The sequence below is a fragment of the Nostoc sp. KVJ20 genome (assembly GCF_001712795.1).
GTDB lineage: Bacteria > Cyanobacteriota > Cyanobacteriia > Cyanobacteriales > Nostocaceae > Nostoc.
Genome location: NZ_KV757703.1, coordinates 1 through 25553 on the forward strand (window position 1 = coordinate 1; position 25553 = coordinate 25553).

General features: G+C 42.1%; 26 protein-coding genes. 17 read left to right on the forward strand and 9 right to left on the reverse strand.

The window, feature by feature from the left end:
* Positions 1 to 79: 79 nt before the first annotated feature.
* The gene (locus A4S05_RS29885; RefSeq protein WP_069073401.1) at positions 80 to 793 is read right to left on the reverse strand and encodes an LmeA family phospholipid-binding protein; all 714 of its coding nucleotides are present in this window, start codon (positions 791 to 793) and stop codon (positions 80 to 82) included.
* A 137-nt stretch (positions 794 to 930) separates the two neighbouring features.
* Here A4S05_RS29885 and A4S05_RS29890 point away from each other — a divergent pair, with 137 nt between their 5' ends.
* Both A4S05_RS29890 and A4S05_RS29895 read left to right on the forward strand, forming a co-directional pair.
* Positions 931 to 1689 (forward strand): pseudouridine synthase, encoded by a 759-nt coding sequence (locus A4S05_RS29890; protein WP_069073402.1) that lies wholly within the window; start codon positions 931 to 933, stop codon positions 1687 to 1689.
* Between the two features lie 29 nt (positions 1690 to 1718).
* Entirely contained in the window at positions 1719 to 2531 is an 813-nt protein-coding gene (locus A4S05_RS29895; RefSeq protein ID WP_069073403.1) for a helix-turn-helix domain-containing protein, read from the forward strand.
* Positions 2532 to 2617: 86 nt separating this feature from the next.
* Here the strand turns inward: A4S05_RS29895 and malQ are convergent, their stop codons facing one another.
* On the reverse strand, positions 2618 to 4126 hold the full coding sequence (malQ, locus tag A4S05_RS29900) for a 4-alpha-glucanotransferase (RefSeq protein ID WP_069073404.1): 1509 nt from the start codon (positions 4124 to 4126) through the stop codon (positions 2618 to 2620).
* A 179-nt stretch (positions 4127 to 4305) separates the two neighbouring features.
* Between malQ and A4S05_RS29905 the strand changes: the two genes are divergently transcribed.
* Positions 4306 to 4737 carry an NUDIX domain-containing protein gene (locus A4S05_RS29905; RefSeq protein ID WP_069073405.1) on the forward strand — a complete coding sequence of 144 codons (432 nt, stop codon included), beginning with the start codon at positions 4306 to 4308 and terminating at the stop codon, positions 4735 to 4737.
* A 269-nt stretch (positions 4738 to 5006) separates the two neighbouring features.
* Entirely contained in the window at positions 5007 to 6314 is a 1308-nt protein-coding gene (locus A4S05_RS44105; protein WP_069073406.1) for a Rid family detoxifying hydrolase, read from the forward strand.
* A 32-nt stretch (positions 6315 to 6346) separates the two neighbouring features.
* Here A4S05_RS44105 and tumE read toward each other — a convergent pair whose 3' ends face one another.
* On the reverse strand, positions 6347 to 6751 hold the full coding sequence (gene tumE, locus A4S05_RS29915; RefSeq protein ID WP_069073407.1) for a toxin TumE: 405 nt from the start codon (positions 6749 to 6751) through the stop codon (positions 6347 to 6349).
* Positions 6741 to 6971 carry an antitoxin TumA gene (gene tumA / locus A4S05_RS29920; RefSeq protein WP_069073408.1) on the reverse strand — a complete coding sequence of 77 codons (231 nt, stop codon included), beginning with the start codon at positions 6969 to 6971 and terminating at the stop codon, positions 6741 to 6743. The genes tumE and tumA overlap by 11 nt, the downstream gene beginning before the upstream one ends.
* Positions 6972 to 7074: 103 nt before the next feature.
* Here tumA and A4S05_RS29925 point away from each other — a divergent pair, with 103 nt between their 5' ends.
* The 5 genes from A4S05_RS29925 (at position 7075) to A4S05_RS29945 (ending at position 11169) form a co-directional block, all read left to right on the forward strand.
* The gene (locus A4S05_RS29925) at positions 7075 to 7548 is read left to right on the forward strand and encodes a hypothetical protein (protein WP_069073409.1); all 474 of its coding nucleotides are present in this window, start codon (positions 7075 to 7077) and stop codon (positions 7546 to 7548) included.
* A gap of 209 nt (positions 7549 to 7757) precedes the next feature.
* Positions 7758 to 8120, forward strand: coding sequence for a hypothetical protein (locus A4S05_RS29930; RefSeq protein WP_069073410.1), 363 nt, complete (start codon positions 7758 to 7760; stop codon positions 8118 to 8120).
* A 42-nt stretch (positions 8121 to 8162) separates the two neighbouring features.
* Positions 8163 to 10622 (forward strand): pentapeptide repeat-containing protein, encoded by a 2460-nt coding sequence (locus A4S05_RS29935; protein WP_069073411.1) that lies wholly within the window; start codon positions 8163 to 8165, stop codon positions 10620 to 10622.
* A gap of 44 nt (positions 10623 to 10666) precedes the next feature.
* Positions 10667 to 10906: a hypothetical protein gene (locus tag A4S05_RS29940; protein ID WP_069073412.1), complete on the forward strand. Its 240-nt coding sequence runs from the start codon at positions 10667 to 10669 to the stop codon at positions 10904 to 10906.
* On the forward strand, positions 10903 to 11169 hold the full coding sequence (locus A4S05_RS29945) for a type II toxin-antitoxin system RelE family toxin (protein ID WP_069073413.1): 267 nt from the start codon (positions 10903 to 10905) through the stop codon (positions 11167 to 11169). The genes A4S05_RS29940 and A4S05_RS29945 overlap by 4 nt, the downstream gene beginning before the upstream one ends.
* Before the next feature lie 391 nt (positions 11170 to 11560).
* Here the strand turns inward: A4S05_RS29945 and A4S05_RS29950 are convergent, their stop codons facing one another.
* Both A4S05_RS29950 and A4S05_RS29955 read right to left on the reverse strand, forming a co-directional pair.
* On the reverse strand, positions 11561 to 12217 hold the full coding sequence (locus A4S05_RS29950) for a (2Fe-2S) ferredoxin domain-containing protein (RefSeq protein WP_069073414.1): 657 nt from the start codon (positions 12215 to 12217) through the stop codon (positions 11561 to 11563).
* Positions 12218 to 12283: 66 nt separating this feature from the next.
* Entirely contained in the window at positions 12284 to 12535 is a 252-nt protein-coding gene (locus A4S05_RS29955) for an Asr1405/Asl0597 family protein (RefSeq protein WP_069073415.1), read from the reverse strand.
* A 672-nt stretch (positions 12536 to 13207) separates the two neighbouring features.
* Here A4S05_RS29955 and A4S05_RS29960 point away from each other — a divergent pair.
* The 3 genes from A4S05_RS29960 to A4S05_RS29975 all read left to right on the forward strand — a co-directional run bounded on the left by A4S05_RS29960 (position 13208) and on the right by A4S05_RS29975 (position 19195).
* Positions 13208 to 13762: a DNA starvation/stress protection protein DpsA gene (locus tag A4S05_RS29960; RefSeq protein ID WP_069073416.1), complete on the forward strand. Its 555-nt coding sequence runs from the start codon at positions 13208 to 13210 to the stop codon at positions 13760 to 13762.
* 552 nt (positions 13763 to 14314) lie between these two features.
* Entirely contained in the window at positions 14315 to 17605 is a 3291-nt protein-coding gene (gene carB, locus A4S05_RS29965; protein WP_069073417.1) for a carbamoyl-phosphate synthase large subunit, read from the forward strand.
* 633 nt (positions 17606 to 18238) lie between these two features.
* Complete coding sequence (locus A4S05_RS29975; RefSeq protein ID WP_069073418.1) at positions 18239 to 19195, forward strand: RNA polymerase sigma factor, RpoD/SigA family; 957 nt, start codon at positions 18239 to 18241, stop codon at positions 19193 to 19195.
* Positions 19196 to 19322: 127 nt separating this feature from the next.
* On the opposite strand, the gene A4S05_RS40750 is transcribed toward A4S05_RS29975, so the two are convergent.
* On the reverse strand, positions 19323 to 19532 hold the full coding sequence (locus A4S05_RS40750; RefSeq protein WP_141699838.1) for a hypothetical protein: 210 nt from the start codon (positions 19530 to 19532) through the stop codon (positions 19323 to 19325).
* Between the two features lie 212 nt (positions 19533 to 19744).
* On the opposite strand from A4S05_RS40750, the gene A4S05_RS29980 reads away from it, so the two are divergent.
* From A4S05_RS29980 to nblB, 4 genes are all read left to right on the forward strand, one after another.
* Positions 19745 to 20089 (forward strand): DUF760 domain-containing protein, encoded by a 345-nt coding sequence (locus A4S05_RS29980; RefSeq protein WP_069073419.1) that lies wholly within the window; start codon positions 19745 to 19747, stop codon positions 20087 to 20089.
* A 409-nt stretch (positions 20090 to 20498) separates the two neighbouring features.
* Positions 20499 to 20915, forward strand: a complete 417-nt coding sequence (gene mutT / locus A4S05_RS29985) for an 8-oxo-dGTP diphosphatase MutT (RefSeq protein WP_069073420.1) — start codon at positions 20499 to 20501, stop codon at positions 20913 to 20915.
* A 204-nt stretch (positions 20916 to 21119) separates the two neighbouring features.
* On the forward strand, positions 21120 to 21584 hold the full coding sequence (locus A4S05_RS29990) for a CBS domain-containing protein (RefSeq protein WP_256091262.1): 465 nt from the start codon (positions 21120 to 21122) through the stop codon (positions 21582 to 21584).
* A gap of 78 nt (positions 21585 to 21662) precedes the next feature.
* Positions 21663 to 22328, forward strand: a complete 666-nt coding sequence (nblB, locus tag A4S05_RS29995; protein ID WP_069073421.1) for a phycobilisome degradation protein NblB — start codon at positions 21663 to 21665, stop codon at positions 22326 to 22328.
* 160 nt (positions 22329 to 22488) lie between these two features.
* Here the strand turns inward: nblB and A4S05_RS30000 are convergent, their stop codons facing one another.
* Entirely contained in the window at positions 22489 to 23202 is a 714-nt protein-coding gene (locus A4S05_RS30000; protein ID WP_069073422.1) for a PEP-CTERM sorting domain-containing protein, read from the reverse strand.
* Positions 23203 to 23837: 635 nt separating this feature from the next.
* Positions 23838 to 24356, reverse strand: coding sequence for a DUF456 domain-containing protein (locus tag A4S05_RS30005; RefSeq protein WP_069073423.1), 519 nt, complete (start codon positions 24354 to 24356; stop codon positions 23838 to 23840).
* Positions 24357 to 24511: 155 nt separating this feature from the next.
* On the opposite strand from A4S05_RS30005, the gene A4S05_RS30010 reads away from it, so the two are divergent.
* Positions 24512 to 25435: a M48 family metallopeptidase gene (locus A4S05_RS30010; RefSeq protein ID WP_069073424.1), complete on the forward strand. Its 924-nt coding sequence runs from the start codon at positions 24512 to 24514 to the stop codon at positions 25433 to 25435.
* The last annotated feature ends 118 nt before the right edge of the window (positions 25436 to 25553 follow it).

Consider the following 25553-nt stretch of genomic DNA (forward strand, 5'->3'; position numbering starts at 1 on the left):
AGTCCCCAGTCCCCAGTCCCTCTTTTTTCAAGAGACGCCATATCATTTAAAATAAACTACTAATATTTTTAATTCATCATCAAGGGTTAACGTTAATCCGCCCACGACACACCAGCTTTCCTGGGATCAGCGTTAGTTCTTCGATATCGACATCTGAGCCAAGATCCAGATTGTACTCATGATTGTCTTCCAATATATTTCCTTGCTCGTGGTTGATTTGAATCTGTGCCACTTGCAACTCATGCCCACTGAGTAACTGTAACCCCAGACAAATCTCTAAAGGCGTTGTTTCACTATTGGTTACTCTCAAACCTCGCAGTATAATTTGGTTGTTCCCAATCAGAATTTCTTGCCAATTAATTGGTTGTGACTGTGGGTAATGTGTTGGTAAAACCTTAACCAATAAATCACTCAAAGCAGTTGATAATAAATCAGATGAGAGAGAAGCATTGAGATCCTTCTCATCTACGATTAAATTGCCAGCTACTTGTACTGTTTCTAACAGTCGCAGGGGTTTTCCCTTGAGTACGGAGCCGATATTTATCCGAATATTTTCTGCTATTAATTGAATTTTTGTAATGAGGAGACCCTGATAAACTGCATGACTAGCAAAAATAGATACCAAGGGAATGCGTCCAGAGAAAAGTTGGCGATCGCTCGCTTTTATCTCCACTTCTAATTCCGATATTTGGCTCACTTGTGTTCTCAACCAAAGCTTTAGTGCTTTTGTAAGTACCTGCGTAATTATGCGGATTTTATTTGCATTTGTTGTTTGTGAATTTTGCTCTGACATCTACTAACCAATCTATGTATGAATATTTGCTCAACAACCGAATAGAAATTAAACAAGCTTTAAATGTAACATTTATGCCTACTCGCTACAAAATGCAAATATCATTTAATTGTTAACAGTAAATAAGCAATTTCCACATGGAGGTAAGGTTACAAAAAATTCTTGCTCAATGGGGCATCGCCTCACGTCGTGAAGCCGAAGAAATGATTAGGCACTCACGGGTGCGGATCAATGGGGTATTGGCCCATTTAGGTCAAAAGGTTGATCCCCAAAAAGATGCGATCGCAATTGATGGTAAACCTGTATCCGAAAAGCAGCGTCCGGCTTTAATATATCTATTGCTGCACAAACCTGCGGGTGTAGTTTCGACTTGCTACGACCCTCAGCGCAGACCAACAGTCCTGGATCTACTACCGAAAGAACTACGAGAGGATTCAGGTATTCATCCAGTGGGGCGTCTAGATGCAGACTCTACAGGAGCATTAATCCTGACCAATGACGGAAATCTGACATTTGGACTCACCCATCCCCGCCACAGTATTTCCAAGACATATCATGTTTTGGTCAAAGGACATCCTCCAGAAGCAGTTCTACAAATGTGGCGTCAGGGTGTGATGTTGGAGGGTAGAAAAACCAGGGCTGCTAAGGTACACCTTGTAGAACGTCGTGGTGAGCAAAGCTTGTTAGAAATAGTGTTGCAGGAGGGAAGAAATCGTCAAATTCGCCGTATAGCTCAACAGTTAGGATATCCAGTAATCCAACTACATCGGACTGCGATCGGCACAATTCAATTACAAACTCTAAAAGCACCCTTTTTGTCAGAGGGTCAATATCGTTCCCTCACAGATGATGAGATTCACTTTTTGCAAGAGCAAATAACGCAACCTAATTATTGATTCAGTGGAGTTAAGGAGTGTCAGTAGGCATGAAATGGCTAAGAAAGAAGAATAATCACCAGCCATCACTTTCATTAGAGCAACAACGAGCCGAAAAGTTGGCAGAAATGGGCGCTCAACTTTGGGCGTTGCGGCAAGAACAGGGTTTATCTCTAGAGCAAGTGGTTGTATTAACCAGGGTTCCCCGGCGATTATTGCAGGCGATCGAAGAAGGTAATTTAAACGATCTGCCAGAACCAGTCTATATTCAGGGTTTGATTAGGCAATTTGCCGATGCACTAGGACTGAATGGAGTCGAATTTTCTGGCACTTTCCCGATTAGTTCTACACAACTGAACCCCCAAGGTATGAGGAATAATTCACGCCTTGATCAACTACGTCCGATTCATCTTTACTTTCTTTACATATTGCTAATTGTATGCTCTGTAAATGGCTTATCTCAGTTATTAAATAACGCAGTACTACAAGCAAGTAATAGCCAAAACGAACCATACCTAAAACAAAAGTCTATTGATAAACCAGAACCAACTAAACCAAAAGAGTCATTAAAAGTTCAACCTGTCAGCGATACCCTTAATAGCATCCAACAGGGACAGACTTTACAGATTGGTGTCACCTTGAAAGCATCATCCTGGATTCGCGTCGTAGCCGATGGCAAAATCGAGTTTGAGGGTATTCTCCCAGAGGGAACTCACCGAATTTGGAAAGCCCAAGAGCAACTGACAGTGAAAACTGATAATGCGGGTGGTGTTTTGATGAGCGTCAATCAAGAGAAAGCGAAGGAAATGGGAGAGCCGGGGAAAGAGGAAGAAGTTAGGATTGCTGCCAAGCCTAAGTTTTGAAATATAGGGCATGGGGCATGGGGCATTGGGCATGGTGATTCTCCTTGTTCCTTCGTCCCATGCCCCATGCCCCACTCACCCACTCCTCACTGGTCTTGCGGGGCGCGTCCATTGAGTCTTGTGAGAACTTTCAAGCGATCGCGCAATTCGTCTCTCAACGCTCCTGCTTGATAGCGCCACTCCCAGTTCCCCTCTGCAACACTAGGAAAATTCATTCGCGCTTCATTTCCTAATCCCAAGACATCTTGCAAAGGAATAATTGCTTGGTTGGCTATGGAACTCAAAGCTAGGCGAATCAAATCCCATTGAATGCCTTCAGAACTGATACAACCTAAATAAAGCCATAGGTTATGCTTTTCGTTGTCATTAGCTGAATTGAACCAGCCTACAGTTGTGTCATTATCGTGAGTGCCAGTATAAACTACAGCATTTCGCGGGTAATTGAATGGTAAAAATGGATTACCGGGATCAGAACCAAAGGCAAACTGCAAAACCTTCATCCCAGGAAATTCATACTTGTCTCGCAGCGCTTCTACCTCTGGTGTAATTACTCCCAAATCTTCTGCCAAGACGGGTAGCTTGCCCAACTTCTGTTTGATCGCTTCAAAAAAAGCATCTCCAGGTGCTTCCACCCATTCGCCATTCATGGCAGTTTCTTCACCTTTGGGTACTGACCAATAAGCCTCAAAGCCCCGGAAGTGGTCAATGCGAATTATATCTACATAATCCAGCATGGCCTCAAAGCGTTGTACCCACCACTTAAAGTCTTGTTTTTGCAATTCCTCCCAGTTATAAACCGGGTTTCCCCACAATTGACCGGTGGCGCTAAAGTAATCCGGTGGGACTCCTGCCATTTGGGCAGCTTCTCCAGTCTCTTCGTCTAAGCAAAAGATGTCGGGATGCGCCCACACGTCGGCACTATCATGAGCTACGTAGATGGGGATATCGCCGATAATGTCAATGCCGCGCATATTGGCGTAGCTTTTCAGGTCTGACCATTGTCGGAAAAACTCAAATTGGACAAACTTGTAATAGAAAATATCTCCATTGAGCCGACCTTCTACCTGAGTTAATGCTTCCGGTTCACGCTTGACAAATTCTGTCTCCCATGTGTGCCAGCTTGCGCCATTGTGAGCATCTTTCAGCGCCATAAATAAAGCGTAATTATCTAGCCAGTAAGCTTTGCTGTCGCAAAAACCTGCAAACTCTTTTTGTTGGATAGGCGTAGCATTGACTCTAAAATTTTCACAGGCTTTTTTGAGTAGCCCAATCTTAATTGGCACAACCTGGTCGAAGTCTACCTTTTCTCCTGGAAATCCTGGTAAATTAGCAAAGTCTTCTTCAGATAGCAAACCCTCTTCTAAGAGTTTTTCTGGGCTAATTAGCAGAGGATTTCCTGCCATTGCCGAGTAGCACATATAGGGGGAATTACCGTATCCAGTGGGGCCTAAAGGTAAAACTTGCCAATATTGTTGATGGCTCTCTTTAAGGAAATCAATGAAGCGATAGGCTTCTAAGCCTAAATCCCCAACGCCAAATCGGCTAGGAAAGGAAGTAGGATGCAGCAAAATGCCACTGGATCTAGGAAAAGGCATATTTAACCTGAATTATGTGAAGGAGCAATTGTCTGATGGACACGCTATGCGATCGCATCGAATTTATCACGGAACAGTATTTGCAGGGTCAAGTCATTTGTCATTTGTCATTTGTCTTTGGTAAATGCCTGATGTCCACTTAATTAATCCAAAATCTAAAATCTAAAATCCAAAATTCCATGACTTACCGAAATCCTGCACCGACAGTTGATATCATCATTGAACTAGTAGATCGACCTCATCGGCCAATAGTGTTAATTGAAAGACATAATCTACCCTTAGGTTGGGCTATTCCTGGTGGTTTTGTGGATTATGGTGAAGCGGTGGAAGTGGCGGCGCGGCGAGAAGCTGAGGAAGAGACGGGTTTACAGGTGGAATTAGTTGAACAATTACTGGTGTATTCTGACCCCAATCGCGATCCGCGTCAGCATACCATTAGTATTGTATTTTTAGCGACAGCGACGGGGGAACCTGTGGCTGGGGATGATGCTAAGGGTGTAGGAATTTTTGAGTCTTGGCGTGTCCCTGGTAATTTATGTTTTGACCACGATCGCATTCTGCGCGATTATTGGCGATATCGGCATTATGGGATACGTCCGAGGTTGGGGTAGAGGTAATACGGTTCGGTTAAGAGACGCGATGAATCGCCGTCTCTACAATAATCAGTCTTTGGTATAGACGGCGATTCATCGCGTCTTTGTGATCTAGAATTTTCATCAAAAAACCTTAACCGAACCGTATTGGGGGTAGAGGGACAAACCACGAAGGACGCGTTCGTGCAGCGTCTCGTAGAGAAGGGCACAAAGGAAGAGGGGAGAAGAATATCTGTGACACAAAATTTTTGTGATTATACTGTGTCAGTGGTATTTAAAGGTGCATTATGGATGCTGAGGAACTTTTAGAGAAATACGCCGCAGGCGAACGGAAATTTCATTCAGTAAATTTGAGTCAAGAAAATCTCAAAGGTGCAGACCTCAGTGAGATAGACCTATACGGTGCAAATTTTACTGGAGTTGATTTAAGTGGGGCAAACTTAACGCAAGCAAAACTTAATAGTACAAATCTCACTAAAGCATCTTTAACGGATACAAAGTTAAATTCAGTGAGTGGTACTTCAGCAATTTTTGCTTGGACAGACCTTAATAGTGCTGACTTAAGTTGGTCAACTCTCAATAGCGCAAATTTGAATCATGCAAACTTAGAACAGGCAAACTTGATAGGTGTAAACCTAAGTAGTGCACAATTAATTTATGCCAAACTAGATACAGCAAATTTAACTGGAGCAAATCTTAGTAGTGCAGACCTGACTGCGGCTTCGTTAGCGAAAGCTAATCTCAGTAAAGCTAATCTAACTAAGGCAGATTTTGGTCAGGCGTACTTAATTGGATCAAACTTTACCCTGGCAAACTTAACTGAGGCAGTATTGCAAAGTGCCAAACTCCAAGGAAGTATATTTCATAGAGCGAATCTACACCAAGTTGATCTTTCAGGCATGAATTTGGCTGACATAGATTTTGCAGCAGCATCTCTTCAAAGTACAAACCTTACAAAAGCATTTCTCCAAGGAGCGAATTTAGAAAAAGTCAATTTGCGATGGGCAAATTTAACCAGAGCAAATTTAGATGGAGCAAATTTGAGAAGGGCTGATTTAACTGGAGCAGATGTTTATGGAGCAACCTTTAAAGATGCTGACCTAACTGGTGCGATAATGCCAGATGGAGAAGTTTATAAGCCGATCGCTCCTAAAGGGGAAATCGGTAAACAGGAAACATCGTTAGAGAAAGTAATATCTATGACCCGTAAAGTAATTAACACTGATAACGCACCCGCACCAGTGGGCCCTTATAATCAAGCGATCGCAGCTTCAGGTCAATTTCTATTCATAGCTGGACAAATTGCCATCGATCCCCGCCTTGGTGATGTCGTCTACACTGATGATGTCAAAAAGCAAACTGAGCAGGTATTAGCTAATCTTGAAGCCATCCTCACCGCAGCCGGTGCGACTTTCCAAGATGTCGTGAAAACCACTGTATTTCTAGCTGATATGAATGATTTTGCGGCAGTAAATGCCATTTATGCAAAATATTTCCCGGAAGATACAGCCCCAGCGCGGGCTTGTGTGCAGGTATCGCGCTTACCTAAAGATGTGTTGGTAGAAATTGATGCGATCGCTGTGATTCGCGGTTAGATGGAACGTATCAAGGAGCAAAATCTTAACGGTTACATTTGATTGTTCTGTTCTGACTCTAAAAATTCCATCACTTCTTGTAGCACATCGGCTATATATGGCTTTTCGCAAGCAATTACGTTGTCGGAAAGATGCTTATGGTGCGGGAAGCTAGGCAAGTTGGGAAAGTGTGGTGTACTGTCATAACGAAAAATCAGACTATTTTGCTCATCTTGAAAGTGATAGCGGTAATCGATATATGTAATCTGATTATCTACAATAACAAAGGCTTCACTAACTGCCAGTAAATATTTGAGAGCAAAACGTATCCTAATGCGGAGATTAGCTCTCTCTGGCGTTAAAATTACTGCACTATATTCCTCAACGTATGTATTAGAGCAGTTGAGTAAAAGTTGCTCAACTTCATCTAAATAGGCTTGAATAACTTTACGCGACATCTCTGAGTTTGCTCTCTATTTCTTGGTGTAGAGCTAGATAATGTTGGTAGTTTGCTGCCCATTCGACAAATACTTCATCATCAGAAGTTTCGCCTTGGCTATATTTGGCAAAAAATTCTTCTGAATTCATTTGGTAGTTTATTTCATAGGTATTTAACTGTTTGGTAAGGGCAATCAGCGCATCTAGTGGAGATGTATATTCAATGATTTGTTTACGCATTGATTTCTGCATTCAGTTTCATTGTTAATTATCTCTCAATAAATGCGATCGCCTCTAGAACTTTGGGAATACTGAAACTAAGTACCCTAGAGGAGTATTAAAAATGGCAGAAAATCGCATCAGTGCCAGCCTAGCCCCAGCAGATAAAGAAGCAGTCATGCAAGCGATCGCTACAATTAGAGAAAAGTTACCATTCTTGATTGATTTGACTACCGAAGACCGACGCACCATAGTCAAGATGGGAGATAAAAGTCGGGCTTTTGTCAGTAAAGCTTTAGAAGTGGCGACACAGAACCCTAACTTTTTACCTCGTTCTTTTGACTTGGAAGAGATGCGCCGGGATTTGGAAATATATGAGGACTTGTATCCGGTGCTGTTATCTCTAACCCAACTGCAAGAACTGGTAGATGACACCTGTATTGCGGCTGGTAGTGAAGCTTATGCAGCAGCCTTGGCAATTTACAACTATGCCAAAGCTAGCGGTGATGTTACAGGTTTGGATGCAGTCATCGATGAAATGGGACGCAGGTTTAGCCGCCGTTCCAAGAAAAAGAAACCCGAAGCCGCAGCTAGCTAAAGCCTAAAATAGGCAATCGCAGCAGTGATAAATTTGGGTGCAATACACGTTACTCGTAGGGAAGTACACCCGTGCTTCTCTACCATATTTTGGATCTAATACAAATTTAAAAAAAGAATGCAACAAATAGACCACTTGTAGAGACGCGATTCATCGCGTCTTTACCCAAGGATGTATTGCAATCATCAATCAAAATGGTATAAAAATTTTTGCAACCCGCGCAGGCGGGTTTTGTTTGTGCAGCCGCGATTTCTAATCACCAAGTCATTTTTGAGCCTTTAAGCCTGACGATTGAGCCTTTTATCCTCAGCGTTGAGCCTTTGAGCCTGACGATTGAGCCTTTTAGCCTCAGCGTTGAGCCTTTAAGCCTGACAATTGAGCCTTTTATCCTCAGCGTTGAGCCTTTGAGCCTGACGATTGAGCCTTTTATCCTCAGCGTTGAGCCTTTGAGCCTGACGATTGAGCCTTTTAGCCTCAGCGTTGAGCCTTTGAGCCTGAAATTAGAAATATATCTAGATAAATTGTTAAATTTACTACTGGTTTTCAGAAAAAATCTAATAAAACCTTGTTGAAATATATTAACTCAGTACATCTACCAACGTCATACAACAGCGATGAGCAATACCTCTGGATTTTCAGTCAGCAAACCTGTTGCATTATGGAATAAACCCATTAACGCTGACTTTAAAGAACTATTCAAATCACTAGGCAAAGGTGTAATAAATGGGGTTTTGGGTCAGTGGGGAGAGGTAGCCAAAGATGCTGTGGAAGCTACAGCAGCACTAGGTTTAGGATCAGCACCAGAGGAAGTTGCTTGGTTACTAATTTACCGTTCTTTGGTAGAAGCAATAGTGAGTTTGATAAAAGGAAATCAAGAGTTGCTGTTTGAAAAACCAAACGAAAGCGATCTTGAGCTATTGTGCGATCGCCTCAACCATTCCCTAGAAAGTATAGAATTGCGTATTGACCAAGATTTTTTTCGCCGTCCCAAAGATTTGCCCATCCTAGAAGCGATTAAAACTGCTTTTGCCGACTGGTTAAAATACTTTAGCGTCAATGAGGCACAGGCACTAACAATTAGCCATCGTCTTCCTACCTATTTTGTGTATGCCCTACATGAAGAGTGGGCAAAACATCCAGAAAAATATGCTTGTTTAAAAGAAGAACTGGATACCCCCTTTACTCAAGCCAATGAACGGGAACAGTCATGGCAACGTTATTTAGCTTGGCTACAAAAACAGGTTGAAGAATCGATGCTTTTAGAAGCTTTTGGTTTAAAACAGGTTTATGTTCCTTTACACGCCTACTATAAGCAGAAAATTGGGGGTGAAAAATCAGAAGAATTTGAACGCCGCCTGAGAGAAGATGAGAAATATCAGCGAATTGTTCTTGACTTAGAAACTGAATTAGAAGCTTGGTTAGAAAAAGGCGATCGCAATGATGCCATTCGAGTGATTAGTGGTGGCCCAGGAAGTGGTAAATCTTCCTTTGCCAAAATCTTTGCAGCTAACCAAGCAGAAAAAGGAAAAACTCCGGTTTTATTTATTCCTTTGCACCATTTTGAACCCTCGGATGACTTAGTTGAGGCAGTTGGTAAGTTTGTCCGAGACGATGGCTTTCTCAGACATAATCCCCTAGATAAAGATAAGGCTGATTCCAGCTTACTGATTATCTTTGATGGTTTAGATGAGCTTGCCATGCAGGGCAAAATTGCCACTGAGACTGCTCAACAATTTGTGCGTGAAGTAGAAAGAAAAGTAACGTGGTTTAATAGGTCTGAAACTTGCTTACAAGTATTAATCAGTGGTCGAGAATTGGTAGTACAAGCAAATAGTAGCGACTTTCGCCAACCACAGCAAATCTTGCATATCTTGCCTTATTTCGTTACTGAAGATGAAAGAAAGAATTACATTGACAATCAAAACTTGTTGCAACAAGATCAACGTCAGATTTGGTGGCAGAAATACGGCAATGCTAGCGGACGAAGATATGATTGCCTACCAAAAGAGTTAAACCAAGATAACCTGACAGAAATTACTGCCCAACCCTTGCTGAATTACTTAGTAGCATTGAGTTTCGACGAGCAAAATAAATTTCCTACAGACGGCAACCTGAATGCAATTTATGCAAATTTGCTTACAGCAGTTTATCAACGCGGTTGGGCTGGTTATCAACATCCGGCCATTCGTGGAATCGAGGAAAAAGACTTTGTTCGCATCCTCGAAGAAATTGCTTTAGCTTCCTGGCATGGAGATGGACGAACAACAACAGTCAGAGAGATTGAAGCCCATTGTGAACACAGTAGTTTAAAAACTCTTTTAGACAAGTTTCAGGAAAGTGCAAAATTAGGCGTAACTCGTCTTTTGACCGCCTTTTATTTTCGGGAGAGTGGAGTTAAAGAACAAGAAAAAACTTTTGAATTTACTCACAAAAGTTTTGGTGAATATTTGACAGCAAAACGCATCGTGCGAGAAGTTAGACTCATTCATAAAAAGCTGAAGGCTCGCCAGGATGATCCAGATGAAGGATGGGATGAGCGCGAGGCTTTAAAAAGGTGGGCAATTCTCTGCGGTGCATCTCCTATGGATGAATACCTTTTTAAGTTTGTTGCGGATGAAATGCGTTTACAGAATGCATCGGATGTTGGCAATTGGCAGCAGACATTATGCCATCTGATTGGTTTTATGTTGCGTCATGGAATGCCGATGGAACGCTTAACTCCCAGACCTGATTTTCAAGAAGAAAATAGACAAGCACGAAATGCAGAAGAAGCGTTGTTGGCTGTCTTAAATGCTTGCGCTAGAGTGACAAAGACAGTTTCAAAAATTCAATGGCATACACCTGAAGATTTCGGTATCTGGATTTCCCGTTTGCAAGGGCAAAGAATCACTACTTTTGCTGATGTGTTTTGCTTGAATTGCCTAAGTTTTTTGGATTTGGAAGGTTGTGTTTTAGTTTACAAAGACTTTTATAAGGCGAATCTTGAAGGGGCGAATCTTGTATGGGTGAATTTTGAGCGCGAAGATTTAGCAGACTTTAATGAAGATTCAGACTCCAATCTCTTGATACCCTAAAATAAGAATCTAAAAAAAGTAAAATCACGCTTGGATAATTAAAAATGAAATCAGCACACGAAAGAGAACAGTTAATAAAAGATATCAACGTACTGCTACATCAAGCTTATGACAGTACTTTAGATGAAATTTACGCACTTTTAAAAAGAATCGATGATATAGACGACGAAGAAGACTTAAAAGCCATTAAAGAAGCTAGAGAAGATATACGCATTAACGGCACTGTGTCTTGGGATGAAATTCAAAACGAAATCAGAAACGAAATAAACAAGGATGTTGCGTGAGTTACGAAGTTAAATTTTCCAAGGGTGCGAAAAAGCAGTTTCGCAAACTACCTCTAGACGTGCAACAGCGCATACAAACTAAAATCAACGACTTGGCAATAGAACCTCGTCCAAACGGAGTAAAAAAATTACAAGGTGATGATAACTCCTATCGTCTTCGAGTAGGAGATTATCGAGTTATTTATGAAGTAGTTGATGATGTTTTAATCGTAACTGTAATTAAAATAGGACATCGTAGCAATATTTATAAAGATGAAAGTTAGCACAAGTCCGTCAAGCAACTACCGTCAGAGAGTAAACAAACCCAATTACATACAAATAATTAAGCGATCGCAACTACTACTTTGTCTTGCTTATGACAAACCGTAGGCGATCGCTTAATTTAAAACTCTTGCAAATACTGGGCAAAAGTCTAATGCCGAGTATTAATTAATGGAACACACTTGAGAAGATATTATTAAGCTTTCTCATTAAAATGTCAAGATTTCGCGAAGTAGGTGGGTGGAAAAATCCACAACTATGTCATTGCGAGTGAAACGTACTTCTGCAAAGAAGCAAGCTACGCAAAGGGTTTCGCCGAAAAGCAATCACCAAAATTTCAACGAAGTTACATTTTGTTGCATAGTAAAGTTTATTCATCCTTACCTACTGACATCAGCAAAGCTTGCTATTATATATCGCCACTTCCCTTAAATTCTCAGGCTGCGCTGATAAACTCTTATCACCAAAATGCTGATTCATCAGCGCCGGGATTTGTGCAGCTTGAATTCGGCTATGGCGCGTTTTATCTGGCATAACTAGGTTTGGCCCAGCTTTACAGTTTTTCATGCAACCAGTGCCCTTGATTGTAACTTGGTCTTCTAAACCGCGATCGCTTAAAGCCGCCTCCAACGCCTGACAAACTTGTTTACCACCGCGTTTCATACAATCAGATTTTTGACACACCAAAATCGTGGCTTTAGTCTTAGCTGGTTTTACCTTGACATGATCAATTGATGGGGGTTCTTGTGGTGCAGCAATAGTTTGAACAGCCGCCATTTCAGAACGCGCCGCCATCACACGTTCAGCTTTCAGTGTAACTTTGTCTTTTTTTGTATCGTATTCTTTATAACCAACAACTTGTAGCCAAGTACCTGCTGGTAGCCGCAAGTCAAAAGCAGCCCGTAAATGTTTAGCGAGTTTAACGTAACATTCACCCTCATGAGTACCCAGCAATAAACCCTTCAGCTTATAGCCATCTTTAATAACAAAATTTATAAACCTGCCTTCAAGACAAAATTGTGATATTTCCATATTGTGAGATGCACCCATTTTTTAACCTCCTTTTAACTAATACAAGCTATCAAGCGAGATATTCTCAGCAACCAAAGATTAGAACTATTGGTAGCGGTTTTTCCAGCAGCACTCAAGAGTCCAAATCTGGTCTTGACGGGAGGCTGTTAATCGCCGGATCACACTCCAAAGTTGAACAGCTGTCATAGGAGAGCCAATTTCAACTTTCAATGGCTGGTTAGCCGTACAACTACAGGGAATATCTAACTCCTTTAGGCGTTGATAGACTTGCCAGCGGTCTGCCCAATTCACCTCTACAAGGTGGTTGCTTTCTATTTCTGAACTAAACGATTTCAAGAGAATTGCCCTCAAAGTGCAACAAACTTGCAGTAACTACCGCGATTTAACTTTCTGCTTTTTGAAAGTCTTAGGAGTCTAACCTCTTAAAACCAGCATACCTTAAGTGCAAAGAATTCTCATTAATTTTGGAAAAAAAATCAAACTTTTACAGCTATCCCATATTCAGAGGCTACGGTGTACACACAAGTCGAGTTACCCCCCTTAATCCCCCCTTATAAAGGGGGGAAGCCGGAAATTTAGTTCCCTCCCCTTTGCAAGGGGAGGGTTAGGGTGGGGTAAAACCTTGGTTAATCAGCGATTTCAGACTTGTGTGTACACCGTAGATATTCAGAGGGGGAAGAGGCAGAGAGAGAGCAGAGGGGAAAGAGGTAATTTTTATTTTTTATTCTCCCCCTTGTCCCTTGCACCCTGTCCCCTGCTCTCTTGCTTCTTCACCACTCCCCACTTCTGTTGGAAAATATGCATATTTATACTGTGATGTCAATATTAATGAGATATTTATGCAACTTCATGGGTGTGCCATCATGCAGCAAACAATAAAATTGAGACTTTTTGTAAGTAAAAATACAAAATCTGTTGATGGCAAATTGGCTTGCTCTTATTATTAAAATGTTAATATGTTAGAAATAAGCAGTTAAAATCTATAACTGTTGAAAAGAGAGGAACACAATGTCTGAAACGCAAACTTTGTTACGGAATTTTGGTCATGTATATGACAATCCCGTATTGTTGGATCACAGCGTAACTGCTCCAGTTACAGAAGGATTTAACGTTATATTAGCTAGTTTTCAAGCACTGTACTTGCAGTACCAAAAGCATCATTTCGTAGTTGAAGGCTCAGAATTTTACTCTCTGCATGAGTTTTTTAACGAAAGCTACAACCAAGTACAAGACCACATCCATGAAATTGGAGAACGTTTGGATGGATTGGGTGGTGTGCCAGTAGCTACCTTCAGCAAATTAGCAGAATTAACTGTTTTTGAGCAAGAATCCGAAGGCGTATATTCTTCTCGCCAAATGGTGGAAAATGACCTCGCTGCCGAACAAGCAATCATTGGCGTAATTCGTCGTCAAGCTGCTCAGGCAGAGAGTTTAGGCGATCGGGGCACACGCTATCTGTACGAAAAGATTTTGTTGAAAACTGAGGAACGTGCATATCATTTGTCCCACTTCCTCGCCAAAGACAGCTTAACTTTAGGATTTGTCCAAGCTGCTCAGAGCTAAAACTCTCATAATCTAGATTTTTCTACCTAGACTGAAAGAAAAAGTTGGCAGCACCAACTCTTAAAATATTATTAAAAATGGCAGAGAATGGTATCCCTATTTCTCTGCCATTTTTAATCTAAGTAAACAGATTTATAGAATATTTAATATTGAAAACCTTTAGCAATTAGCTAGTTAAGATAGATTTTTATCTAAGTAATCTATTTGTGTTGAATAAGCAAATAGATATATACCAAAATAAATCACCAGTTCTTGAAAGATATCATCAGCTTAAATAATAAATATTTGCAAAAGCTTTAAAAATTTGAGCATCACAATTAAATAAAATTAGAAATACAAAATAATTGTTGGGCATTGGAAAGAAGGAGGCAGGAGGCAGAAGGTAGAAGTCTTTGAATTGATTTCTCCCTCATCTCCTCCAGTCCCCAGTCCCCAGTCTCCACTCCCCTCTTTGTCATCAAACTTAGAAAACTTAATAATAAAAAGCACGACAGGGGGTAAAGACCCTTAAAATAATCAGGATTTGTATTCTCGTACTCCAAGGCAACGACTATGCCCCGCCGTGATGACCTCCGGAAGATTCTACTGTTAGGCTCTGGCCCAATTGTGATTGGACAAGCCTGTGAGTTTGACTACTCTGGCACTCAAGCCTGCAAAGCGCTCCGAGAAGAAGGCTATGAAGTGGTTTTGGTCAACTCCAACCCTGCAACGATTATGACCGACCCGGAAACGGCCGATCGCACTTACATTGAGCCGCTGACACCGGAATTGGTCGAAAAAGTAATCGAGAAAGAACGCCCCGATGCTTTACTACCAACGATGGGAGGGCAAACTGCCCTCAACCTCGCCGTTGCTTTAGCCAAAAATGGGGTGTTGGAAAAATACGGCGTTGAGTTAATCGGCGCTAAACTACCAGCCATTGAGAAAGCCGAAGATCGAAAACTTTTTGGTGAAGCAATGGCAAGGATTGGGGTAGCTGTGTGTCCTAGCGACACAGCCGAAACTTTGGAAGAAGCCAAAGCTGTTGCCCGCCAAATTGGTACTTATCCCCTAATTATTCGTCCAGCTTTCACAATGGGTGGAAGCGGCGGCGGTATTGCCTATAACCAAGAAGAATTTGAAGAAATGGCACAGGTAGGTATAGATGCCAGCCCTGTTTCGCAAATTCTGATTGACCAGTCTTTACTCGGCTGGAAAGAATATGAGCTTGAAGTGATGCGTGACTTGGCAGATAACGTGGTGATTATCTGTTCCATCGAAAACCTTGACCCTATGGGCATTCACACCGGGGACTCAATCACCGTCGCTCCCGCGCAAACCCTCACTGATAAAGAATATCAAAGGCTGCGGGATATGGCAATTAAAATCATCCGCGAGATCGGTGTGGAAACTGGCGGTTCTAATATCCAGTTTGCCGTTAATCCAGTTAATGGGGATGTGGTTGTAATTGAGATGAACCCCCGCGTTTCCCGCAGTTCGGCTTTGTCTTCCAAAGCTACGGGTTTCCCCATCGCTAAAATGGCAGCAAAGCTAGCTGTGGGCTACACCTTGGATGAAATTAAAAATGATATCACCAAGAAAACTCCCGCATCCTTTGAGCCAACAATTGACTATGTAGTAACCAAAATTCCCCGTTTCGCCTTTGAAAAGTTCCCCGGTTCTGACCCAGTGCTGACAACCCAGATGAAGTCTGTCGGGGAAGCAATGGCAATTGGACGCACTTTCAACGAATCCTTCCAAAAGGCACTGCGATCGCTAGAAACAGGACGCGCTGGTTGGGGTTGCGACAAAGCCGAAAAATTGCCCAGTGGTGAACAAATCCGCGCCCAATTGCGGACACCTAACCCCGATCGCATTTTCTCCGTGCGCCATGCCTTGCAACTAGGGATGACCATTGAGGAAATCTATGAACTCACTGGTATTGACAGATGGTTCTTAGATAAATTTCAGCAACTACTAGATGTCGAGAAATTCCTGAAGCGGACACCTTTACAGCAATTGACAAAAGAGCAACTCTATGAGGTGAAGCGGGATGGATATAGCGATCGCCAGATTGCTTATGCCACCAAAACCACTGAAGATGAAGTTCGCGCCTACCGCAAGTCACTAGGAATTATCCCAGTTTACAAAACCGTAGATACCTGCGCCGCTGAGTTTGAAGCCTTTACCCCCTACTACTATTCTACCTACGAAGAAGAAACAGAGGTTTTGCCCGCAACCAAACCCAAAGTGTTGATTTTGGGTGGTGGCCCTAACCGTATTGGGCAAGGAATTGAGTTTGACTATTGTTGTTGTCACGCCGCCTACGCCTTGAAGGATGCGGGGTATGAGACGATTATGGTCAACTCCAACCCAGAGACAGTTTCGACAGACTACGATACTAGCGATCGCCTTTACTTTGAGCCTTTAACAAAAGAAGATGTCCTTAACATCATCGAAACTGAAAATCCAGTTGGGGTAATTATCCAGTTTGGCGGACAAACCCCGCTGAAGTTGGCTATCCCACTCCAGCAATTTCTCAGCACTCAGCACGGGCTAAACGCCCCGCAACCGCTAACAACACTCAGCACTAAAATTTGGGGTACATCGCCAGATTCCATCGACATGGCAGAAAACCGGGAACGGTTTGAAAAGATTCTCCAACAGTTGAATATTGCTCAACCGCCTAATGGTATTGCGCGGAGTTATGAAGATGCGCTGATTGTCGCCAAACGCATTGGCTATCCGGTGGTGGTGCGTCCCAGCTATGTGTTGGGGGGACGGGCGATGGAAATCGTTTATTCTGATGCTGAGTTGGAACGCTACATGAGCTTTGCGGTACTCATAGAACCAGAACATCCGATTTTAATTGATAAGTTTTTGGAAAACGCGATTGAAGTCGATGTAGATGCGATCGCCGATCACACAGGACGGGTAGTGATTGGTGGCATCATGGAACACATTGAGCAAGCAGGGATTCACTCAGGAGATTCCGCTTGTTCCTTACCTTCCATTTCCCTATCACCAGCAGTTCTCAATCAAATTCGCACGTGGACAGTGCAGCTAGCGCAAGCGCTATCAGTCGTGGGGTTGATGAATATCCAATTTGCCGTTATCGGCGCAAGTAGCTATTCTCCCCAAGTTTACATTCTGGAAGCTAATCCCCGTGCATCACGCACAGTACCTTTTGTATCTAAAGCAACGGGCGTACAGTTAGCAAAATTAGCATCCTTAATTATGTCGGGCAAAACCTTAGAGGAGCTAAATTTCACAGAGGAAATCATCCCCACACATATTGCAGTAAAAGAAGCTGTATTACCCTTTAATAAATTCCCTGGAACTGATACAATATTGGGCCCAGAAATGAGATCCACTGGTGAGGTGATGGGGATTGACAGCGACTTTGGCCGGGCCTTTGCCAAAGCGGAATTGGGTGCTGGGGAGCGTTTACCACTGACGGGAACTGTATTTGTATCAATGAGCGATCGCGATAAAGCTGCCGCCGGTGCTGTGGTGAAGGAATTTATCGATTTGGGCTTTACAGTGATGGCTACCCTTGGTACACGCCGAGTTCTTCTGGAACAGGGGCTAAATATTGAATTAGTCTTAAAACTCCATGAAGGTCGTCCCCACGTCCTAGATGCAATCAAAAATCAAAAAATCCAACTGATTATCAACACACCTTCCGGGGAAGAAGCTCAGACTGATGCTAGGTTAATCCGCCGCACAGCCTTAGCCTACAAAATTCCCATCATTACTACCATTGCCGGCGCTAAAGCTACCGTCGCCGCCATCCGTTCCTTACAAAATACGACTTTGGACGTAAAAACCATTCAAGAGTACTGCCCGATCGCGAGAGCGTAGGGAGTAGGGAGTGGGTACTGGGGAGTGGGTACTGGGTACTGGGTACTGGGACTAGAACAAAGTTTTTCAAAGACTCAGTCCCCAATCACCAGTCCCCAATCACCAGTCCCCAATCACCAGTCCCCAATCACCAGTCCCCAATCACCAGTCCCCAATCACCAGCCCCAAGAAAATTAAGTAATTGTTATAAGAGAATGACTATAGTTCTCATTGAGATACTTTAACAAATATGAGGAAAATTATTTTAACTAAGATAATTTATTAAATTGACTTTTGGTCAGCCTTAAGATAGAGGGCGACTTTGCATGAAGTGGAACAACCAGGAAATTTAATGTCGCCATCTAGCCAAAACTTTCTCATAAATGTTACAATTATTAACAAGGCTCCAATAGAAAAATGTTTAAAAAGCGACCTTTTATCTAACTGTAGATACTTGTGAAAAATAGGAAATAACTGTAGTTTTAGCAGTTAAGAAGCCTAAATTTGATTATTATGAGCAGCCGAGTTTCTCGGGCGCGTAAGTTGCAAACCATAGCATGGGTTCCCAGTCTGACTGGGTAGCACCCTAATAGATAAAGCATCTATCCCTTAATGACCCTACCGCCAACCCCATCATTACCAAAGAGTAGCGCCATGAAGACCGCTCAGACAGCCACAGACCTCGTGCGGACTTACCTGCGTGAGATTGGCCGTGTGCCACTCTTAACCCACGAGGAAGAGATTTTCTATGGTAAACAAGTGCAACGTTCCTGCGCTTTGCACGAATCAAGGGAAAGTCTTGCCACCCAGCTAGACCGTCAACCGACTCTAGAAGAGTGGGCCAAAGCGACAAACCTAGAACCAACAGAATTGAACGAAGCGATCGCAGATGGCGAAATTGCCAAGCGCAAGATGGTAGAAGCCAATTTGCGGCTGGTAGTGTCCGTTGCTAAAAAATACATCAAGCGCAACGTCGATTTACTGGACTTGATCCAAGAAGGTAGTATTGGTATGCAACGGGGCGTAGAAAAGTTTGACCCTACCAAAGGGTATAGATTTTCTACTTATGCCTATTGGTGGATTCGGCAAGCTATAACTCGTGCTATAGCCGAAAAAGCTCGCACTATTCGGCTGCCTATCCATATCACTGAAAAATTAAATAAGATTAAAAAAGCACAGCGTCAATTGTCTCAAAAACTAGGACGCGCTCCTACAGCTGGTGAGCTAGCTGAAGAATTAGAATTGACCCCCAAACAAGTCCGAGAGTATCTAGAAAAGGCGCGTTTGCCCCTTTCCTTGGATTTGCGACTGGGTGATAACTACGACACCGAACTTGGAGAAATGCTGGAAGATCCAGGAGCATCTCCCGAAGAGTTTGTCATGCAATCTTCCTTATCTTATGACTTAGATCGCCTGATGGGTGATCTCACGCCACAACAGAGGGAAGTGATCACATTGCGCTTTGGCTTAACAGATGGACAAGCGCTGACTCTGGCTAGAATTGGCGAAATACTAAACATCAGCCGAGAACGAGTTAGGCAAATTGAGCGCGAAGCCTTAACCAAACTTCGCAAATCTAAAGCCAACATGGATGAATATTTGGCAAGTTAGTCATTAGTCATTAGTCATTAGTCCTTTGTTATCGAACAGAATTCAGGAGTCAGCAGTCAGAATTCAGTTGGGTATTCTGTATGACTGGCGGTGCTTCGCAGCGTTAGCGAGTATTCGAGCCTCGCGTCTAAATAATCGGCGTTTTTGCACCCCCACCGAATTGAAAATTTGGTGGTGCAATAATTCCTGTGCCGGTCTGAATCCCCGGCTGATAGCGTTCGCTTTTAGCGTATCGTAGAGAAGCGGAAAGCGAGTCTTGTCTACGACACGCTACGCGAACGAGCGTCTTTATTCTGACTTCTGACTCCTGAATTCTGACTCCTGAATTCTTCTTCAATAATTATTTACAAAGGACGAATGACCAATAATTAATGACAGATGGGTGAGAAAATACGCTGACTTTGGTACGGTTACACCTACTTCCACTCTTAAGCTAGGCTGTTACATTAGTTGACAGGAAGACAAAAGAAATAAGTCAAATCCAAAACAGGCATTTAATATTCAAATCACAAGCACCGCAGCCAGTAGTGGTAGTTAAGGAGCTAAAAAATGAGTAACCCATCCAATCGTGTCTCAGAGTTTTTTAATAGCGAATCAGAAACTAACGATTTACTATGGCAGTATGTTAAATCGTTGAGTCCAGAGACAGTTACCCAGCTATCTAAACCCACGTCTGCCGAAGTTTTTCAGGTGATGGAACGGAATATTACAGGACTATTGGGTAATTTACCTTCAGAACACTTTGGCATCACCGTAAGCACCAGTCGCGAAAGTCTAGGTCGGCTTCTGGCTTCTGCGATGATTAGTGGTTATTTCTTACGTAACGCTGAACAGAGAATGAATTTTGAAATCGCTCTACAAGGGGCTGAAACCAATAACAGCGAAACTGACTAGAGAGAAATGTAAAATTTGGGAAATTTTAAGATTACTGGGCTGATAGCTCATCACAATCGCGGCGATACGAATTAAAAATAAGCTTCTGTGAAATCTTCGCCGCTAATTCCCAATTATGCATCAACTAATTTTTTTAATATCCAAAATAGTCACAAATTGAGCTTGAAGTTTAAACCATAAGCCTTCTCTACGAGACGCTACACAACGCCTTCCTACAGGGTAGGAATGCAGAGGCTAGCGCGGAGTTTATAAATGATTAATATACATTTGTGGATAAACTAACAGCAGTAGACTAACTTCGCAATAAATCTAAACTCGGCAGAGTTACAACTAGTCTGCCGAGTTTTGTTATTAGTCAAGATTCAGGAATTTTTTCTCTACTCCCCACTCCCAATTTCCCCAATCAACTATGAGTGAAACCAGTTCTTTCCCACCCCACAAAATCATTGGTGTTGCAGTAATTTGGAATGACCAAAAGCAAATTTTAATTGATCGCCGTCGTCCAGAGGGAGCGATGGGTGGTTTGTGGGAATTTCCTGGTGGTAAAATTGAGCCTGGTGAAACTATCCAAGAATGTATTCAAAGGGAAATTTCTGAAGAACTGGGAATAGTAATTGAAGTGGGAGAGCATCTGATTACTATTGACCACAGTTATACAAACTTGCGTGTTACCCTCACAGTACATCACTGCCGCCATCTTACAGGTGTTCCCCAACCTTTGGAATCCGACGAAATTCGCTGGGTAACTTTGGAAGAACTAGAGCAGTTTACTTTTCCGAAAGCGAATACTCAAATTATTGCTGTCTTAAAAGGGACTGGGGACTAGGAAAGGAGCAGGGGAAGCAGGGGAGCAGGGGAGCAAGGGAGCAAGGGAGAAGAGTTTTCCCCTCCGCCCCCGGCACCTCTGCCTCTTTTCTAATGACAAATGACTAATGACAAATCCCGTAACAATCTATTAATTGCATCAGGTTGAGTCCCGCAATTTTCTACAATAAGCGCAGAGACTTTGATTAAAGGTGTCAGTAAATAAATGCCTAAAACCGTTGCCGATGTGATGAGCCGCGATCCGATTGTCGTCCACGCGGAAACTCCACTGAAGGAAGCTATCCAAATTCTCGCAGAACGCCACATCAGCGGGCTACCTGTTGTGGATGATGTCGGGAAATTGGTTGGTATTATCTCGGAAACCGATTTGATGTGGCAAGAAACTGGTGTTACTCCACCGGCGTACATTATGTTTCTTGATAGTGTTATCTATTTAAAAAATCCTGCTACTTATGAACGTGATTTGCATAAGGCTCTAGGACAAATCGTTGGGGAGGTGATGAGTAAAAACCCGATCGCTATTTCCCCTGATAAAACTTTAAAAGAAGCAGCTACAATCATGCACGATCGCAGCGTTCACCGCTTGCCAGTACTTGACAGCACGGGTCAAGTGATTGGTATCCTCACTCGTGGTGATATTATTCGGGCTATGGCTGCTAGTCAAGATTAGTCATTAGTCAAGAGTTTTTAACACTTAACTGTTGACTTTTGACTGTTTTTTATACATTTGAAAATCAAGGATAACTAAATGAGTATTACTCCGGAGTCTGTTAAGCAATTGCTCAGTTCTGAGGATTTAGGCGATCGCTTACGTGCAGTAAATCAAATTCGCCAACTGGAACCTGCCATTGGCTTTGAATTAATTCAAAGTGCTATTGGCGATCGCAATTCCCGTGTCCGTTACTCAGCGGTGAGTCAAATGGATACACTGGGAACGCAGGATTTACAGTTATCCTTGGATATCTTGCGCGATCGCTTGCTTAATGACTCCGAAGTAGATGTACAAGCAGCAGCAGCAGACTGTTTGGGCGCTCTGAAGTTACGTGAAGCTTTTGAAGATTTGCAGCAACTTTATCATACAACCGGTGAATGGCTCATCCAATTCAGTATTATTGCTACATTAGGAGAATTAGGCGATCCACGAGCCTTTGAACTACTCAAAGAGGCACTCTCATCAGAAAACGAATTAGTCCAAACTGCTGCTATTAGTTCTTTGGGTGACTTGGGAGATATACAAGCAGTTCCCCTTTTAGCTCCCTATGCTACCAATCCAGATTGGCAAATTCGTTATAGACTTGTACAAGCCTTGGCTCGTTTGGGTAATGCAGAAGCCAAATCTATCTTAGAAACTTTGGCTAATGATGAAGTAGATGCGATCGCCAATGAAGCGAAACAATCTTTGCAGTCAGTTTAAGTTTATCTAAGTTAAGAAAATTCATCCTTAAATAGATTTGTCTTACAGTATAAAAAAATTCGACCTAGTTGGAAAAATTTTGCATTCCAGCCAGATCGAATCGATAAATTAGAGTTACTTTTAGTTGCTAAAAGTAACTTTTTTATATTTGAGGATAGGTCTATTTGACGAAACTTTTGCGGCGGCGAGACATAACCATTACTCCGCCTACTGCACCCAAGCCTAGTAAAGCCGCTGGTTCAGGAACAGTGGCAAATGTACCACCAGAAAAACTTAAATTACTAATTGAACCACCACCAGTGAGTATTGTATTTACGCTAGCAACACTCGTATTGTTGACTTGGAAAGTTAAGTTTCCTCCTCCATTAGATATTTCCCCAGTTGCACTGGTAAAAAATCCGAAAAGTGCAACATCTATACCAACATTAAGACCGCTTTCATTTAGCTTGTAGCTAGAAGATGTCAAAGTAAAAGTATTCAATCCATCTGTTATTGAACTAGTATTCTCTCCAGGGGAAATGAAACCAGGATAAGTAAGATAGCCAAAGTCAATAAATGGATTGTCTGCAACTTTTGATGAAAATGAGATGATGTTACCTATGTTGCCTGAGTTAAACGCTGAAAAGTTTCCTGTTGCAGAACCAATTCCAATTGGAGTGATTGGCTGAGGAGTAAAAGTTAGCGCATCTTGAGAAAATGTGATTTGGCTACTAGCGAAGGGAGATGCAGTAAAACCACCGGTAAACTGAATCTCACCAATGAGTGCAGCAGCTTGTGCAGATCCAGCAGAGGTGAACAACCCAGCAGTAGCTAAGGGTAGTGCAGCAGTAATAGCTAAAGTTGCATTTAGTAATTTAGATTTAAAACCAATCATTGTTGTTTTAGGCTCCTAGTAATAACCGTAAGTCAGAGTAATGTCTTTACTTTTAATCTCAGTAATTTATGAAAAATACTGTCAGTGAAAGCAAAAATTGCGTAATGCATTTCTTATCTCCATAAAATCACATAGACTTAGAGCCTGCAATATTTACTGAGTGGTCTTCATCACATCTTCAACGCATTACTATCCTTCATGAAATCTTAATTCCTTATATATCTGCGCTTTGTATATCTTTCATTTAACAGGCTTTAAATTGTTGGCAATAGCTCTGACTTGAAGAAAAGCAATTTACGTATATAAAATTTGCAGTGCTTTTTGATACTTATAATTGCTCAACTATTTTTTAGATAAATCGAGTATGGAATGTATCTATTGTCTTCAGTTACTAATTTTTCGTGAAACGGTTCGTCTCGGAAAATAATTGAAAGGAACCGCTGTATTTATTTAGTAGGACTTACGCAAAATTACATACGGTAGGAGCAATTCATGAATCATTGGTGTCAACTTCAGCTATAAATAGCTTCGCTGCGGGCTTCATAACCCGCCNNGGACATAGTTTTTGCGTTAAGTTGACATAGCTAAGTGCTAACTATTACCGCTGTTTTCAAAGGTGTCAGACCTTTGAAATGTTAAGAACCAAATACCTGTGGCCAGGTTGTCACAACGAAAACTACAACTGCTGCGATCGCTAACAACCCTTGAATCAAATTACCAACCAAAGATCCGACTACAATTCCTATACCTGCTTTAACCGCCAACCCAAATTCACGACGGTAAAGATACTCACCAATAATTGCTCCCAAAAGCGGCCCTAGTAAAATTCCTAACAGCGGCCCCCCAAAAGGCAAAGTTGGTAATAGTCCCAAAAATCCCACCACCAAACCGACAATTGCGCCAATTTGCCCCCACTTACTAGCTCCAGCTTGTTTTGCTCCTACATAGCTAGCTAAAAAATCCACTCCGACACTGAGGAATAAAACGACAATTGTCACAATTAGGGGAATCTTGATAGCTGCAAAGGAACTACTAACGATTCCCCAAACGATAATTGCAATTAAAATTAAGCTGCTACCGGGAATGGCTGGAACTACAGCACCAATAATACCCACAACCATTACAGCAACTAATAACCAATAAATAATTTGCATAGATCAATTGTAAATTTCCAAATTTCCCAGTAGGGGCGCACATCTGTAGGCACTTACTGTATATTCTATCTTGGCAAGATACCGACAAATGCTTAGTGCATAGTGTTACAACTTTGCCTAATACTTCTAAACTGCTATTTAAAAGCTCAAACCCCATGACGCGAAAAATATTAACTGGACTGAGTTCAGAAGCCTACGAACACCCCTTTGATCGGAAAGCCTTGGCTTCTTTGCAAAATATGCCCGGTGTCTCCTTGCTACTCAAAAAAGTTAACGAATACGGCATCGATCGCTTACTCAGACTGCAAAGCCTTGGTAGTGAAATCAGAGTTTCGCCCCGTAATTTTCCCGAATTACATCAAGCATTTGTAGAAACCTGCCAAATTCTTGATGTTGCTCCACTTCCTGAATTGTATCTGTTTCGAGGCACAGGTCATATTGAAACCTACATCGTTGGGGTAGAAAAATCCCTTGTGGGTATAAATTTAGATGCAATGGAGTGGCTTAACGCAGATGAGTTGCTTTACGTTTTCGGACACGAAGTTGCTCGCATCAAGAGTCAGCACATGGTTTATCATCAAATGGCAATTGTGATGCCAACTTTGAAAAATTTGTTGAGCAGTACCACAATGGGGGTAGGTGGCTTAGTAGCTGGTGGAATGGAACTGGGTTTGTATAATTGGCGGATGATGGCTAGGTTCACTGCTGATCGTGCTGCTTTACTAGCTTGTCAAGATATTGATGTAGCAACTACTACACTGATGAAACTCGCAGGTTTACCAGATGAGTACTTGACTACTGCTGTAATTGAAGATTTCCTTGTCCAAGCTCGTGAGTTTGCATCTAATAGCTTTGATAATGTTGATAAAGTCACCAAAATATTAAGCTATACAGAATCAAGTCTTTCCTGGGTAGTTATGCGAGCTGGTGAATTATTAAAATGGGTTGATTCAGGAGAATATAATAATTTAATTCAACAGACAAATTTAAAGACATCCGAAGAACCGGAAGAAAAAGAAGAAAAAGAAGAAAAAACACCAGAAGAAAAGGAAGGGTGGAATTTCTTGACTTCTTGGTGACTTAATAATTCGTAATTCGTAATGACGCTACAAAATCGTGGGTTTTTGAGACGCGATAAATCGCCGTCTCTACAAGTGTTTGTGTTTCCTAGTATAGCGAGGTACAGCTTAACCTCAC